We start from the raw sequence: 16,030 nt of genomic DNA on the forward strand, positions 1-16,030 counted from the left end.
TTTCTGTTCGGTGTCAATTATGCGCACGCCACGGACAAACCCGCACACCTCGTGCATACTTCCTGAGATGCGCATCACACCGAGCACGACAACCCAAGGCCGCCCATGCTGCAGGTGAAGAATCTGGAGGTCGTCTACAACGACGTGATCCAGGTCCTCAAGGGCGTGAGTCTGGACGTTCCCACCGGCTCCATCGTCGCCCTCCTCGGAGCCAACGGCGCTGGCAAGACCACCTTGCTGCGCGCCCTCAGCGGTCTCCTGGAGACGCATGACGGACAGATCACCAAGGGCGAGATCCACCTCGACGGCAAGCCCATCCACCGGCGCAAGGCCCCCGCCATCGTGGCGGCCGGGATGTCGCAGGTGCTCGAGGGGCGCCGGGTCTTCACCGAGTTCACCGTCGAGGAGAACCTGCGCGTCGGTGGCCACACCCGCGCCAAGGGGCGCACCGAGGCGATCAACGAGGTCTACGACCTGTTCCCGATCCTGGCGGATCGCAAGCGAAGCACGGCCGGCTACCTGTCCGGCGGGGAGCAGCAGATGCTCGCGATGGGCCGCGCCCTGGTCGCCCGGCCCTCGTTCCTGCTGCTCGACGAGCCCAGCCTCGGCCTCGCGCCCCGCATCGTGCAGCAGATCCGCGACATCGTCGTCCAGATCAACCAGCGCGGCACCACGGTGCTGCTGGTCGAGCAGAACGCGACCATGGCGCTGTCGATCGCCGAGCGCGGCTACGTCATGGAGAACGGCAAGATCGTGATGGACAAGCCGGCCGCCGAGATGCTGGACGACGACGACATCCGCGACTTCTACCTCGGCCGCGGAGATGGTGCGACGTCCTACAGCAACCTGAAGCACTACAAGCGCAGGAAGCGGTGGCTGTCATGAGTGCGTCTCCCGTCGTCTCGGTCAAGGACATCGAGCTGCGCTTCGCGGGCGTCACGGCCCTCAGCGGGGTCAGCTTCGAGGTCATGCCCGACGAGCTGTTCGCGATCATCGGCCCCAACGGCGCCGGCAAGACCTCGATCTTCAACGTGCTGTCGGGGGTCTACAGCCCCCAGGTGGGGTCGGTGGAGTTCGACGGCCAGACCCTCGGCAAGCTCAAGCCCCATCGCATCGCCCACCTGGGCATGGCGCGCACGTTCCAGAACATCGAGCTGTTCGAGAACCTCGACATCGTCGACAACCTCATGCTCGGGCGCCACCACCACCTCGGCTACGGCTGGCCGTCGGCAGTCGCCTGGCTCGGTCGCGCGAAGGCTGCCGAGATCAAGAATCGCGAGCGGGTCGAGGAGATCATCGACTTCCTCGAGATCGCGGCCTACCGCACCCTGCCCGTGGGACTGCTGCCGTACGGCATCCAGAAGCGCATCGAGCTCGGCCGAGCGCTGGCCATGGAGCCGAAGGTGCTGCTGCTCGACGAGCCGGTCGCCGGCATGAACGGCGAGGAGACCGAGGACATGGCGCGGTTCATCCTCGACATCAAGCGTGAGCTCGGCATCGCCATGATCCTCGTCGAGCACGACATGGGCCTGGTCATGGACATCGCCGACCGCGTCATGGCGCTGGACTTCGGCCTGCCCCTCGTGACCGGCACACCGGACGTCGTGCAGAACCATCCTGAGGTCATCAGGGCCTATCTGGGAACCGCGCAGGACGAGGAGGCTTCATGAGCACGACCAACCGCCGCGAGACCCTGGCCCAGGTGGTGCGGGGACGCGCGGCCGGTACTCCGTCACGGGTGGCGATGCGCGAGAAGCTGCTCGGCCTGTGGCGCGAGATCACCTGGCGCTCGTACTGGGAGAACGCCGACCTGGTCGGCCACGGCTTGCTGGCGCTCGGCGTCGTCCCGGGTGACCGGGTCGCCGTGCACAGCGAGAACCGGCCCGAGTGGCTGTACTGCGACGTCGGCATCACGGCGATCCGCGCCGCGACGGTGGGGCTGTACCCCACCAACCCCTCGCCGGAGGTCCTGCACGTGCTGCGCGACTCCGGTTCGTGCGTGCTGTTCGCCGAGGACCAGGAGCAGGTCGACAAGGCACTGGAGATCGCCGACCAGTGCCCCGACCTGCGACACATCGTCTACCTCGATCCGCGTGGCATCGCGGGCTTCTACACCGACGCCCGTCTGATGTCGTTCGACGACTTCCTGGCCGGCGCGAGCGTCCATGCCGCGGAGCACCCCGGTGCGGTCGACCAGCTGGTCGATGCGGCCGAGGCGTCCGACCTCGCCACGCTCGTGTACACGTCGGGAACCACCGGTCCGCCCAAGGGGGCGATGCTCTCCACCGGAAACGTGGCCTTCGTGATCGAACGTCTCAGCGACGACGCATTCATCGATCCGGTGCCGACCCACAAGGACCTCGCGGTCTCCTACCTCCCGCTGTGTCACGTGGCCGAACGCCTCTTCACCGTCTGGACCAGCGCGGCCAGCAGCGTGCAGGTCAACTTCGCCGAGTCGATCGACACGGTGCCCCAGGCGTTGCGCGAGATCCAGCCCACGCTGCTGTTCGGCGTGCCGCGCATCTGGGAGAAGATGGTCGCCGGCGTGCAGATCCGCATGAGCGGCGCCTCGCGCATCAAGCGGGCCAACTTCGCCCTGTGGATGAAGGTCTCACGCTGGATCGGCCGCACCCTCGTGGCCAACGACGGCAAGCACACCCTCGCCACTCGCCTCGTCTACGGCGTCGGCTGGGTGTTCTTGTACCGGGCCCTGCGCGAACGGCTCGGACTGTCGCGGGTCAGGTACGCCGCCTCGGGCGCGGCCCCCATCTCTCCGGAGGTGCTGGAGTTCTTCATGGGCATCGGCCTGCCGATGCACGAGGTCTACGGCATGACCGAGAACAGCGCCATCGCCACCTCCAACCGTCGTGGTCGCGTCAAGCTCGGCACGGTCGGTGAGCCGCAGGTCGGCATCGAGTTGCGCATCGACGAGGCGACCGGCGAGATCCTCACGCGGCACGAGGGCACCTTCGTCGGTTACTGGAACAACCCCGAGGCCACCGCGTCGACCATCGACGCGGACGGCTGGTTGCACACCGGCGACGTCGGCGAGTGGGTCGAGGGCACGCACGTCAAGATCACCGATCGCATCAAGGACATCATCATCACCGCCGGCGGCAAGAACATCGCGCCGAGCGAGATCGAGAACGCCCTGAAGGCGTCGCCCTACATCAAGGAGGCCATCGTCATCGGCGATCGGCGCAAGTACCTCACCGCTCTCATCGGCATCGAGCTCGACACGGTCGGCAACTGGGCGCAGAAGAAGAAGCTCTCGTTCACCACCTACTCGGACCTGTCCAGCAAGCCCGAGGTCATCGACCTGGTCCAGGGAGTCGTCGACCAGGTGAACACCTCGTTCGCCGCCGTCGAGACGATCAAGCGATTCAGTCTCCTGCCGGAGGAGCTCGACGAGGACGCCGGCCACCTCACAGCCACCCAGAAGGTCCGACGCTCTGCGGTGACCGGCCAGTTCGAGTCGATCATCGAGGGCATGTACGCAGGAGAGCGCGCATGACCGACTTCTTGCAGGCCCTGGTCAACGGCTTCGGCCAGGGCTCGATCTATGCCCTTCTCGCCCTCGGCTACGTGATGATCTACAAGGCCACACGGGTCATCAGCTTCGCCCAGCCGGCGCTGATGGTCGTCGGTGGGCTCGTGACCTATCACGCCACCAGCGAGCTCGGCCTCCCGTTCTTCGCCGGCATGGCGGTCGGCATCCTCGGCGGCGCGCTGATCGGCATGATCGTGGAGCGACTCGCTCTGCGGCCGATGATCGGCAAGCCGGTGTTCACCCTGGCGATCATCACGATCGGCGTGGACATCGTGCTGCGCATCTTCGCCAACCGCTACATCGGTGTGCAGGCCAAGATCGTGCGTTATCCCGACGGGAACGAACGCTACGAGCTGGGCGGAGTCTCCATCTCGCACCAGACGCTCGGGCTGATCGCGGTCACCGCGGTCACCGTCACGGCCCTGATCTTGTTCTTCCGCTTCTCGCGCACCGGCCTGGCCATGCGTGCGACGGCGCTCGATCAGGAGACGGCACTGGCCCAAGGCATCCGGGTCGGGGCGATCTTCGCCCTCGCCTGGGCCATCGCTGGCGGCCTCGCGGCCATCGCGGGCACCTTCGTCGCCTCGGACACGGCCGGCATGGACCAGGCCAGCTGGATCATCGCGCTCAAGGCGTTGCCGGCGATCATCATCGGCGGTCTCGACTCGCTGCCCGGCGCCGTGATCGGTGGACTGCTGGTCGGCATCACCGAAGCCCTCACCGCCATCTACCAACCGCAGTACGCCGAGTTCCTCGGCGCCAACTTCGCCCTGGTGGCGCCCTATGCGTTGATGCTCCTGGTGCTGCTGGTCAAACCCTACGGACTGTTCGGCACCAAGGAGGTGGAGCGGGTATGAGCACCACGACTCCCCAGAAGTCCAAGGCCCAGAAGTCCAAAGCACTGCGGGGCCGTCCGCTGGCGCGCACCGCCTATGCCCAGGACCTGTCGATGCTGAACTCGCCGGCCAAGCGCCGGTCGGTGGTGCTGATCGTCCTGGTCTCGTTCGGACTGCCGTTCCTGCTGACCGACGATCTTCTGCTGATCCTCACGCTGGGCATGATCTCGGCCGTCGGCGCGATCGGCCTCAACCTGGTCACCGGTTATGCCGGACAGGTCTCGCTGGGGCACGCGTTCTTCATCGGCCTGGGCGCCTACACCGGCGCGATCCTGGGTGGCGACACCGACAGCACCCTGGTGGGATACGGACTCCCGATCTACGTCTGGTTGCCGGCCGCCGGCGTGGTCGCGGCGATCGCCGGTCTGCTGGTCGGCCCGATCGCGGTCCGACTGCGCGGGTTGTACCTCGCGATCGTCACGCTGGGCCTGGTGTTCCTCGGTGATCACGTGTTCCGGGAGGCCCGGTCGCTGACCGGTGGTCCCGGAATCGGTCGCCGTGGGCCCGATCTCGTCGTCTTCGGCATCGACTTCAACACCAGCGGGATGATCCTGGGGCTGGAGATCGGTCGCGAGCAGCGTCAGTTCCTGCTGGCCCTGGTGTTCTTGATCTTCTTCGCCGTGCTGGGTCGCAACATCGCCCGATCCGGCGTGGGGCGTGCTTTCTCGGCCGTCCGCGACCGCGACGTGGCTGCAGCCGTGGTCGGCGTCGACCTGACCAAGTACAAGATCATGGCGTTCGCGATGAGCTCGTTCTTCGCCGGTGTCACGGGAGCCCTGTACTACGCGGTGGTCGGTGTCTTCGAACCCACGACCTTCGGTCTGCTGCTGTCGATCCAGTACCTGGCGATGATCCTGATCGGCGGCGTCGCCACGATCTCCGGCTCCATCATGGGCGCCATCTTCATCACGAGCCTGGGCCGCATCTCCGGTGAGATCGCGGGCATCATCCCCGGCATCTCCAGCGCGGGCGGCGGCGGACTGATCTCGGTGTTCCAGCTCGAGGCGATCCTCTACGGCTCGCTGATCGTCGTGTTCCTCATCTTCGAGCCACGCGGGTTGTTCGGGATCTGGAATCGAATACGCCTGTACTGGAAGGGCTGGCCCTTCTCCTATTGACGCTCCACCCACCCCCAAGACGGTATGGCTCGTCGAGCTGTGCTCCACCCGAAAGGAAACTCAGATGGTGATCAACATGAGATCGACCGCGACCCGAGCAGTCGTCGGCGCCGCAGTCGCGACGTTGGTGCTGACCGGCTGCCGCGGCAGCGACGGCGGCGACACGGCCGACGGAGCCAGCCCCGGCGTGAGCCCCGAAGCCTGCCCCGATGCAGTCAACGAGGACAACGGCTGCATCTACCTCGGCGAGATCTCCGACCTCACGGTCGGTCCCTTCGCGCCTCTGGCCGTCCCGATCACCGATGCTCACAAGGCGTTCTGGCAGAAGGTCAACGAAGAGGGCGGCGTCGGCGGCTACGACGTCAACATCTCCGAGAACATCGCTGACGCCGAGTACAACCCCGAGCTGCACAACAGGGAGTACCAGGCGATGCGCGAGGACGTCCTCGCGCTCGGTCAGACCCTGGGCTCGACCCAGACCCTGACGATCCTCGAGGACATGAAGGCCGACAACGTCATCGGCGTTCCCGCCTCCTGGAACTCGGCGTGGGAGTTCGAGGACCAGATCCTCGAGAGTGGAGCCAACTACTGCTTCGAGGCCATGAACGGCGTCGACTGGGCCGTTGCGAACCGCGACGTCTCGGAGAAGGTCGTGGCGGTCGGCTACCCCGGCGACTACGGCGGAGACGCCGGCGCAGGTGTCGAGGCTGCGGCTGAGGCCAACGACCTGGAGTTCGCCAAGATCGAGACTCCCACGGGCCAGGACAACCAGGCTGGCGCGATCGGCGAGATCCTGCGCGAGGAGCCCGATCTGGTCGTCGTCTCGACGGGCCCGGCCGAGATGGCCACCATCGTCGGCGGTCTGGCCCAGCAGGGCTTCACCGGCGCGGTCGTCGGGTCCAGCCCGACCTGGAACCCGGCGCTGCTGCAGTCCGCGGCCGCGCCGGCCCTGGAGGCGCTCTACGCGCAGGCCGGACCGTGGGGTCCGTTCGGTACCGACACCCCCGGTCACCAGGCCATGCGTGACGCGCTCGGCGATGTGACGCCCAACGACGGCTACACCTCCGGGTGGGTCTGGGCCTACCCCATGCTGGCTGCACTGCAGCAGGCGGCGGAGTCCGAGGGCGGCATCACCCGCGAGAGCGTGGTCGAGGCGGCCGGAAATCTCGAGGAGGTCGACTACGAGGGCATGCTGCCCCCGGAGGCCGGCGCCACGATCGGTGAACCGTCCGAGGTTGCCTACCGCGCCAGCGTCATCAGCACGGTCGACCCGGATGCCCCCAGCGGCGTCTCCATCGACCAGGATCTGACGGCCGGACCGACCGCCGAGGCGTACGACTTCAGCGAGCCGTGCTTCAGCCTGCAGTGATCTGATCGACGAGATGGACCCGGTGAGCTTCTGCTCACCGGGTTCTTCTGCGTTGCGGGTCGGTCAGCGATGGGCGAGGAGGTGGGCGAGTCGGTGTTCCTTCGCTGATGGTGGTGATTCGGGTGTTCGTCGGTGTGTGGGTTCGGCGTCGACGGTGTGTCCGGAGGGCAGGATCCACTGGATGATGCGGTGTCCTTTGAGGATGTGGTGGCGCCGGCACAGTGGCCACATGTTGGTGCCCGAGGTTGGTCCGTCGGGCCAAGGTTGTCGATGATCGCCATCACATCGATCGGCCGGGACGAGGCATCCGGGTGCCTGGCACACGCCGTCGCGGAAAAGTAGGGCGAGCTTGAGTGTTTCTGGGGCGAGTCGGCCGAGATATTGGTGGGCGAGGACGTCGTCGGTGACCGGATCGACGATCAGCCGGTGCCACACGGGGTTCGCGACCAGGTCGGGGTTCAAGATCCAGGAGGCGGGGCACGACCAGGACCCGTCGGCGGCTTCGGCGAACCCGTCCTTGGCTCCGGTGAAGGTCTCGGCCGAGAGCTTGACCGCAATGTGGGCGTGGATGGAGGTCTCGCCGGCTTCGTTGTTGGTCAGCCAGGAGGCGAGGAGGTCGGCCTGGCGTTGCGCCAGCGTGCGCGGATCGTCCGCGCCCATGGCCTTGGCCTCGACGGCGAGTCGTTTCATGGCGGCTGCAGCCTGTGGCGATGTCAATGACGCGAGCAGGGTGGCCATGCCGTCTTCGCCGTGGCGCACATCGACCCGACGATCCGCACGGGCCCGTTCGGCGCGTTCGAGCGCCAGGTCGGTCTCGACCCGGTCGACGAACTGGCGCAACCAGCGGCGCAGCTCGGCTGGGGTGTGCGACTCGGCGTAGGCGACGACGCGCTGGTCGAGACGCAGATGTGATTCGGGTCGCTGCAGGATGTCGACCGTTCGGGAGATCTCGCGGACACGTTCGAGATCGATGCGGCCGTCGCGAAATGCCAACCACGTGCAGGGGGCGTCGTCACGCATCCGGTCAGCCATCGCGAGCCGCCCCTGCACCCGCGCTTCACTCATGCCGGTGGCGGCCGCGATGTCGAGACTAATGGCTGCCTTCTCGAGCTGGCGCTGGATCGGCCGCTCCAACCCGGCGATGCGGGTCAGTTCGGCATCGCGGTACCTCACCATGGCATCTGTCTCCCGTGCCTCGGATCGCGCCCGAGCAGCCGACAACTCGGTCAGAAGACCGGTCGCGGGCTCAAGGTCGATGTCCATAGGAACAACCTAATCGCCACCACTGACAGTCCCTTCCGGACTGCGGTCGCAGTGTTGATCAATCCACGCTCGGCCAGTAAAGATCGGCGAGCAACGTGGGCAGCTCGGTCTCCATCGCGTCTGCGATTCGCATCAGTGACTTGAGCGTGGGGTTGCTTCCTTCGGTGTAAGCGCGTTCCCACCGGTGCCACTGCTGGAGGTCGACGCCGATGCGCTGTCCGGCTGCCTCGAGTGTCAACGAGTTCTCGTGACGCCATTGCTGCATGTGTTCGCCGAGACGTCTCGCGACATCTTCAGGCTGAACGGTGGGCACGTGAACACCCCACCGGCTAACATCACGGAAGTCTTCAACATAAAAGTTGAAATGCGATGGGGGGAACGTGTCCGAACGGTCTGACCTCGCCAACCCCATCCTCAATGGCCCCTACGACATCCCGTCCCAGCACTTCGAGATGGGCCCCAAGGGACCGACCGGTCAGACGCTCGCCGGCCGTCGTCCCAGCGAGTCATTCGTTCCGGTCGCGGGCTCGATCAAGGGCGGTGACGGCTCGGTGCAGGACATGCTCGAGTTCGAGGGAATGGTCGAGCGGCGCGAGACGAACACCTTGATCAACGCGATTCGCCGCGAGGTCGACCTCTGGCGATCGAACAACTACCCCCGAGCCACACCTACCTCCCGCAAACTGATGCTGTTCTGGGCTGACGAGTACCGGGAGAACCGGGTGTTGTTCTGCCAGCGAGAGGCTGTGGAGACGGCGATCTACCTGCACGAGGTCGCCGGTCGCGAGGGCGTGTTCCACGACTTCCGCAAGCAGGTCGAGACCTACAACGTCCAGTACAACGACGCCCTTCCGAGGATGGCGCTCAAGATGGCGACCGGCACGGGCAAGACCGTCGTCATGGCCATGCTCATCGCTTGGCAGACGCTGAATCGCGTGGCAGCCCCCAGGGATGCACGGTTCGTCAGGCGATTCCTCGTCGTGGCTCCCGGAGTGACGATCCGCGACCGTCTGCGGGTCCTGGTGCCCGGTTCCCCCGGCAACTACTACGCCGAGCGCGACCTGATTCCTCCCGAGTTGGTCGAGCCGCTCGGGCAGGCCCAACTGGCGATCGTGAACTATCACGCGTTCCTGCCCAGAGAGTCCAAGGACGTCAAGGGCGTGGCGACCGCCACGCGACGACTGCTGTTGGCCGACCGATCCGACAACCCGTTTCTGGAAACGGACGACCTGGTGGTCGAGAGGGTGCTGCGTGACGTCGGACGCGGCAAGGGACCGTTGATGGTGCTCAACGACGAGGCGCACCACTGCTATCGCGATCGCCCGATCGAGTCGACCGAGGCCAAGGCGCTGAAGCTGTCGACGGAGGATAAGAACGAGGCCAAGCAGGCCAACGAGGACGCCCGCGTCTGGTTCAAAGGGCTGCAGGCGCTGCGTCGCCACCCCGACGTGAACGTCAAGGCGGTGTGGGACCTGTCGGCGACTCCGTACTTCTTGAAGGGCAGCGGGTACAGCGAGGGCTTCATCTTTCCTTGGACCGTCAGTGACTTCTCGCTCATGGATGCCATCGAGTCCGGCATCGTCAAGGTGCCGCGATTGCCGGTCGACGACGACGCAGCCGGCGACGAGGTGGCCTACCGCGACCTGTGGGAGTCGGTGGGTAGTGATCTGGGCAAGAACAAGCTCAGGGACACCGAGCTGAAGGACTGGGTCATGCCGGCCAGGCTCGAGGGGGCGATTCGCAGTCTCTACGCCAACTACGAGCAGTCCTATCGCGAGTGGGACGAGCGACTGCGAACCCTCGATGAGCCGCCACCGGTGTTCATCGTGGTGTGTCCCAACACCTCGGTCTCTCGACTGGTGAAGGAGTGGGTCGAGGCGAACTTCGTGCTGTTCGCGAACGACTCCGGCCTCACCACGATCCTGGTCGATTCCGTGCAGCTGGAGTCAGGTGAGCCGCTCAAGGGCGACTTCAAGGCGATGGCCGCAGCTGAGATCGAGACATACAAGAGTGAGTACCGTCGCCGCAACCCCGGTGCCGACACCGACAAGCTGACCGACGCGGACCTCCTGCGCGAGGTGCTCAACACGGTGGGCAAGCGAGGCAAGCTGGGAGAGCAGGTGCGATGTGTCGTCAGCGTCGCGATGCTCACCGAGGGCTGGGATGCCAACACAGTCACCCACATCCTCGGGATCCGCGCCTTCCGTTCGCAGCTGCTCTGCGAGCAGGTGGTGGGCCGCGGGCTGCGGCGCCGCTCCTACGCTCTGGGTGACGACGGTCGGTTCGCCCCCGAGTACGCCAACGTCTACGGCATCCCGTTCGCCTTCATTCCGTCGGAGCACGACGTCGGGCCGGCTGTGCCTTCCGTGCCGCCGGTCGAGGTCACTTCTCTGGCGGGGCGCGAGCAGTTCCGGATCGAGTTCCCGGTGGTGGACGGGTATCGCACCGAGGTGCAGGATGCACCGCTGGTGTTCGATCCGGGCCCGGAGTCGCGGCTGACGATTGGGCAGGACAGCGTGCCGCGCTGGACGCAGCTCGAGCCCATCGCGGGCGAGGGCGAGCGGGTCGAGCAGGACCTTTCCGACGCGAGGCCGCAACGGGTGGCTTTCGAGATCGCCAACCAGCTGCTCAAGACCTACTTCGCGCCCGGCGACGAGGAGCGGCGCCCGTGGCTGTTTCCGCGGCTGCTCACGGTCACGCGACAGTGGCTCGCCGAGTGCGTCCATATCGAGGAGGGGTACGGGGTTGGCCGCCTCCTGCTGGCCGAGGCGCGAGCGCAGGCTTCCGAGCGGCTGTACCACGCCATCGCCTCGCTGGACAGCAATCGCAGCCCCCTGGTCATGCCCCTGCTGCGTCGCGGCGAACCGCAGCGCAGCACCGACAGCGTCAACTTCTTGACCCGTAAGGCCACTGTCGAGACGATGCGCTCGCAGGTGTCGCACGTGGTGCTCGACGGCCGCGACGGCAACACCTGGGAACAGCTGATGGCGGCCGAGCTGGAGCTCAACCGGCGCGATGTCGCCGCGTACGCCAAGAACGACCGGCTCGGCTTCGCCATCCCGTATGTCCACAAGGGTGTGAACCACGCCTATCTGCCGGACTTCCTGGTGCGCCTCACCCACCGCGAGGGCGATGTGCAGCGCTTCTTGATCATCGAGGTCTCCGGCGGGCAGAAGAGCCCCGGGTCGACCCGCGAGAAGGCCGACACCGCTCTGAACCGGTGGTGCCCCGCAGTCAACAACGACGGCGGTTTCGGCCGATGGGGCTACGTGGAGATCACCACCATGATCGACCTCCGTCAGCAGATCCAGGCGGCCATCGACTCGCACTACGCCGATGGCGATGTCATCGGCGACACCGATCTGCAGGACTTGAGCCCGAGGGAGGCGCGTCGTGGCGCGTAACAAGAACACCGGTCCGACTCCGGTCGAGGCGACCACGCACGCGGCGAAGCGTGCCAACATCCCCACCGCCGACGCGCAGGATCTCGTCGACCCCGAGCTCACGGCGGCGCGCCGCGTCCGGATGGAGCGCCGGCTGCCCACCCCCGAGCTCCTGTGGCGGGGCAAGGACGCTGACGATCTCGACGTCGAGGCGCCGCCGATCTACATCCAGGAGAAAATCGACCCCCGGGTCCTGGTCGAGAACCTGCGCAGGACTGCTGCCGCCGGTGAGCCAGAACCTGAGCTGACCCTCTTCGACTCGTTCGACGGGCTCGATGACCTCGACGCGGTCGACTTCTACCGCCACGAGTCGAACTGGTCGAACCGCATGGTGCTGGGCGACTCCCTGCAGGTGATGGCCTCGCTCGCCGAGCGTGAGCAGCTGCGTGGGCAGGTGCAGATGATCTACATCGACCCGCCGTACGGGATCAAGTTCGGCTCCAACTGGCAGGCGTCAGCCCGAAATCGAAACGTGAACGACGGAAAGCTCGAGGATGCCGCGCGGGAGGCCGAGCAGATCAAGGCCTTCCGCGACACGTGGGAGATCGGCATCCACTCCTACTTGTCATACCTGCGCGACCGGCTGCTCGTGGCGCGCGACTTGCTCACCAAATCGGGATCGTGTTTCGTCCAGATTGGGGACGAGAACCTCCATTTGGTGAGATCCCTTCTTGATGAGATCTTCGGCAGCGAGAACTTTGTCGCTCTGATAACTGTGAAGAAGACGACTGGTGCAACGTCGGAGTTCCTTCCCTCGACCGCTGACTACGTTGTTTGGTTTGCCAAGGACGCGTCGAATCTCAAGTATCGCGCTGCCTTCATGCCGAAGTCGCATGAAACCGGGTCAGCAGAGGCGTATCAGTCCCTTGAACTGCCCGACGGTCCGACTAGAAGGCTGACACGCTCGGAGAAACAGGACCCTTCACTCCTGCCAGTCGGCGCGCGGTTGTTTCGCTTTCAGACATTGACTAGCGCCAGAGTGCGACAGTCTCGGTCCGGACATTTCCCAGTCACGGTGGGCGGGCGCGACTATCTTCCCGGCACTCGCGAATGGTCGACGCATCGGGACGGAATGAATCGCCTTGTGGTGGCCGGCCGCGTGCGCGAGGTCGGGGCAGGAATCTCCTACGTGAGGTATCTCGATGACTTTGCGGCTCTGCCTCTCGGCAACATTTGGTCTGACACGCAAAGCGGAAGTGCGATGGACAAGGTTTACGTCGTGCAAACCAACAGCAAGATCGTTGAGCGGTGCATGCTCATGTGCACCGACCCGGGGGACCTCGTCCTCGACCCGACCTGCGGCTCCGGCACCAGCGCCTACGTCGCCGAGCAGTGGGGGCGCCGGTGGATCACGATCGACACGTCCCGGGTCGCGCTCGCTCTTGCTCGCCAGCGATTGATGGGATCGAAGTTCTCGTACTACCTGCTGGCTGACTCCGAGGCGGGCCGGGCGAAGGAGAACTCGCTGTCGACGACGCCGCTGCCGCACGCGTCAGTCACCAACGACATCCGGCACGGGTTCGTCTACGAGCGGGTGAAGCACATCACGCTCAAGTCGATCGCCAACAACCCCGACATCGTCGAGGGCATGTCACGCGTCGAGATCGACGCGGCTATCAAGCGTCACGCAGACTTCGAGAAGCTGTACGACAAGCCCTACGAGGACAAGAAGACCGTGCGGGTCGCGGGTCCGTTCACCGTCGAGAGCCTCTCGCCGCACCGTGCCATCGGTGGCATCGATGAGGCCACGAGCGCTGAGTCGCGGCAGGAGTCCGAGGCTGCGGCTGACGGGCCGAACTTCGAGCAGTCCATCCTCGACAACCTCTCGGCGGCGGGCATCCAGAACGGCGCCAAGGGCGAGCGCATCGAGTTCGCGAGCCTCGAGCCGTATGCGGGCGCCTACATCCAGGTCGTCGGGGAGCGCGTGCACTCCGAAGCCAGCCATGCCGCGCCGTCGCGGGTCGCCGTCGCGTTAGGTCCGCAATATGGCACCGTCAGTCCCGACTTCATCAAGGGTGCAGCCAAGGAGGCGATCCGCGACAACGAGATCGACTTGCTCTGCGTGCTGGGCTTCTCCTTCGACGCTCAGGCCACCGAGGTCAAGGAGGTCGATGGCATCGACCTCGAACCTGGCTTCGCGGCCGTGGAGGGCGAGCGCCTGGTGGGTCGGCTCCCCGTCCTGTTTGTGCGCATGAACGTCGACCTCTTGATGGGCAACGACCTGAAGAAGACCGGCGCGGGCAACCTGTTCACCGTGTTCGGCGAGCCCGACATAGAGGTGCGGCCGGAGGGGGACCAGTTGGTGATCGAGCTGCACGGAGTCGACGTCTACGACCCCACCGCAGGCGCTGTGCGAAGTGACGGCACCGACCGCATCGCTCTGTGGATGGTCGACACCGACTATGACGAGGAGTCCTTCTTCGTCCGCCACTGCTACTTCACCGGCGGCAATGATCCGTACAAGAGGCTCAAGACAGCGCTCAAGGCGGACATCGATGCCGAAGCCTGGGAGACGCTCTACGCGACCACCTCGCGTCCCTTTGACCGTCCGGCCCGGGGCAAGGTTGCGGTGAAGGTCATCAACGACTATGGCGATGAGGTCATGAAGGTCTACGACGTGGACCCCGGCACCCCATAGTTATGCATAGTTATGATCTCTACTCGGTGCTTGATTGCGGAAATCATAACTATGCATAACTATGGAGTCCGTGAACGCTGACGAACTGGCCACGATCATCGCTGATGGCGAGACCTTCACAGTTGAGTTCAAACGGGCTGCGCGTGCGAACGACCTCAGTGATGAGGACATCGTCGAGGCTGTCATTTGTCTAGCGAACGGATCTGGTGGTCTGCTCCTGCTTGGAGTGGAGGACGACGGTCAGGTGACGGGTGTTGCACCACGTCACGCCACGTCGACCGATCCGCACCGTCTGGCGGCGATGGTGCTTAACAAGACGGAGCCGGCGGTGGCCGTCGCTGCGGAGATCGCCGAGCTCGACGAGCACGCCGTGGTGGTCATCGACGTTCCGGATGTCGCCATGCCCGTAGGAACGAAGAGTGGAAAGTATGTGCGCCGCTCCACGCGGGTTGACGGAAGGCCCGAGTGCGTGGCCTTTCCGCTGCACGAGATGTTGTCGATCGGGTTGGCCGCAGATGGGCGGGACTACGCGGGCACGCTGGCGCGAGGGGCGACGGTCGATGACCTCGATCCGGACGAGTTCAACAGGTTCCGGCGCATGTGCGCGAGCGGGAAGGGCGATCGTGGTCTTGCCGATTCCAGTGACCTGGAGATCCTGCGAGCGCTGCGTCTGATTCGGCCGGAGCTCGCTGGGCAACTGACGCTGGGCGCCGTCCTGCTGTTCGGTACGCCGGCCGCACTCGATCGATTCGTGCCGACTGCCGAAGCGACCTTCCAGGTGCTTGATCGAGGTCGAATCACGGCCAACGAGGTCATCCGGGCACCCTTGTTCGCGACGGCAGAGGCGCTGTACGAGCGGGTGAGTACTCGCAACCCCGAGCAAGAGGTCGTTGTCGGACTTCATCGTGTAGGTGTTCCGAGAGTTCCGGCCGTCACCCTTCGCGAGTCGATTGCCAACGCCTTGGTCCATCGCGACTACTCAGAGCGCGGGCCGGTGCAGGTTCAACTGGGATCAGAGACATTTCGGGTCGCGAGCCCCGGCGGATTCCCTCCCGGCATCACCCTCGACAATCTGCTGGATGACTCACGACCGCGAAGCGTGATCCTGTCCGAAGCGTTCAAGAGGGCCGGCATCGTCGACCGAGCTGGCCGCGGAATCGCGGAGATATTCCAGTCCCAGCTGCGCGCTGGCCGAGGAGAACCTGACTACAGCACGTCGAACGACCGGATGGTCATCGTGGTGGTCCCCACTGCGGACGCGGATCTGGACCTGGTCCGATTCGTTCTCGACTATGAGGAAGACACTCAGGACGTGCTCGTCCTGGGCCAGTTGCGCATCCTCTATGAGCTCAAGGCGCTGGGACCACAATCCGTGGGTGACCTCGTCGATACCCTCCGACTCCCAGAAGGGGTGGTCAGGGCACACCTGGCCCGCCTCGCCGAGGCTGGCCTGTTGGAGCCTCGAGGATCGGGCCGGAACAAGCGACACCATCTTGCGGCCGCCTTCTACCGCTTGGCGCGATCGAGTGACTACGTGCGAGTCATAGACACCGATCCAATTCAGCAGGAACACATGATCCTGGCGTATGTTGACCGCTTCGAGACCATCACGCGCAGAAAGGCTGCGGAGCTGTGTCGGCTCAGTCCGACCCAGGCCCGCGTGGTCCTCAAACGACTGGTCGAACGCGGTGACCTGCGACTTGTTGGTCAGCGCCGTGGAGCCCACTACGTAGCTGCAAGAGAACAGTGAGGC

At 65.4% G+C, this 16,030-nt stretch carries 11 protein-coding genes; 9 read left to right on the forward strand and 2 right to left on the reverse strand.

From position 1 onward, the window contains the following. The first annotated feature begins 105 nt into the window (after positions 1–105). The 6 genes from ACHAA3_RS07610 to ACHAA3_RS07635 all read left to right on the forward strand — a co-directional run bounded on the left by ACHAA3_RS07610 (position 106) and on the right by ACHAA3_RS07635 (position 6,933). Positions 106–885, forward strand: a complete 780-nt coding sequence (locus ACHAA3_RS07610; protein ID WP_435708373.1) for an ABC transporter ATP-binding protein — start codon at positions 106–108, stop codon at positions 883–885. Then, positions 882–1,670, forward strand: coding sequence for an ABC transporter ATP-binding protein (locus tag ACHAA3_RS07615; protein WP_435708374.1), 789 nt, complete (start codon positions 882–884; stop codon positions 1,668–1,670). Before ACHAA3_RS07610 ends, ACHAA3_RS07615 begins: the two co-directional genes overlap by 4 nt. Next, the gene (locus ACHAA3_RS07620) at positions 1,667–3,514 is read left to right on the forward strand and encodes an AMP-dependent synthetase/ligase (protein WP_435708375.1); all 1,848 of its coding nucleotides are present in this window, start codon (positions 1,667–1,669) and stop codon (positions 3,512–3,514) included. The genes ACHAA3_RS07615 and ACHAA3_RS07620 overlap by 4 nt, the downstream gene beginning before the upstream one ends. Then, positions 3,511–4,407: a branched-chain amino acid ABC transporter permease gene (locus ACHAA3_RS07625; protein ID WP_435708376.1), complete on the forward strand. Its 897-nt coding sequence runs from the start codon at positions 3,511–3,513 to the stop codon at positions 4,405–4,407. Before ACHAA3_RS07620 ends, ACHAA3_RS07625 begins: the two co-directional genes overlap by 4 nt. Then, positions 4,404–5,564, forward strand: a complete 1,161-nt coding sequence (locus ACHAA3_RS07630) for a branched-chain amino acid ABC transporter permease (protein ID WP_435708377.1) — start codon at positions 4,404–4,406, stop codon at positions 5,562–5,564. The genes ACHAA3_RS07625 and ACHAA3_RS07630 overlap by 4 nt, the downstream gene beginning before the upstream one ends. 76 nt (positions 5,565–5,640) lie before the next feature. Continuing rightward, positions 5,641–6,933, forward strand: coding sequence for an ABC transporter substrate-binding protein (locus ACHAA3_RS07635; RefSeq protein ID WP_435708378.1), 1,293 nt, complete (start codon positions 5,641–5,643; stop codon positions 6,931–6,933). Positions 6,934–6,996: 63 nt separating this feature from the next. Here the strand turns inward: ACHAA3_RS07635 and ACHAA3_RS07640 are convergent, their stop codons facing one another. Then, positions 6,997–8,196 carry a DUF222 domain-containing protein gene (locus tag ACHAA3_RS07640; RefSeq protein WP_435708379.1) on the reverse strand — a complete coding sequence of 400 codons (1,200 nt, stop codon included), beginning with the start codon at positions 8,194–8,196 and terminating at the stop codon, positions 6,997–6,999. Positions 8,197–8,254: 58 nt separating this feature from the next. After that, entirely contained in the window at positions 8,255–8,509 is a 255-nt protein-coding gene (locus ACHAA3_RS07645) for a helix-turn-helix domain-containing protein (RefSeq protein WP_435708380.1), read from the reverse strand. A 67-nt stretch (positions 8,510–8,576) separates the two neighbouring features. On the opposite strand from ACHAA3_RS07645, the gene ACHAA3_RS07650 reads away from it, so the two are divergent. The 3 genes from ACHAA3_RS07650 to ACHAA3_RS07660 all read left to right on the forward strand — a co-directional run bounded on the left by ACHAA3_RS07650 (position 8,577) and on the right by ACHAA3_RS07660 (position 16,027). After that, the gene (locus tag ACHAA3_RS07650) at positions 8,577–11,600 is read left to right on the forward strand and encodes a BPTD_3080 family restriction endonuclease (RefSeq protein WP_435708381.1); all 3,024 of its coding nucleotides are present in this window, start codon (positions 8,577–8,579) and stop codon (positions 11,598–11,600) included. Further along, the gene (locus ACHAA3_RS07655) at positions 11,590–14,277 is read left to right on the forward strand and encodes a site-specific DNA-methyltransferase (RefSeq protein ID WP_435708382.1); all 2,688 of its coding nucleotides are present in this window, start codon (positions 11,590–11,592) and stop codon (positions 14,275–14,277) included. Before ACHAA3_RS07650 ends, ACHAA3_RS07655 begins: the two co-directional genes overlap by 11 nt. 61 nt (positions 14,278–14,338) lie before the next feature. Next, a complete protein-coding gene (locus ACHAA3_RS07660; RefSeq protein ID WP_435708383.1) occupies positions 14,339–16,027 on the forward strand; it encodes an RNA-binding domain-containing protein in 1,689 nt (562 codons plus the stop codon). Positions 16,028–16,030: the final 3 nt, after the last annotated feature.

This window comes from Aeromicrobium sp. CF3.5 (genome assembly GCF_051262695.1).
GTDB lineage: Bacteria > Actinomycetota > Actinomycetes > Propionibacteriales > Nocardioidaceae > Aeromicrobium.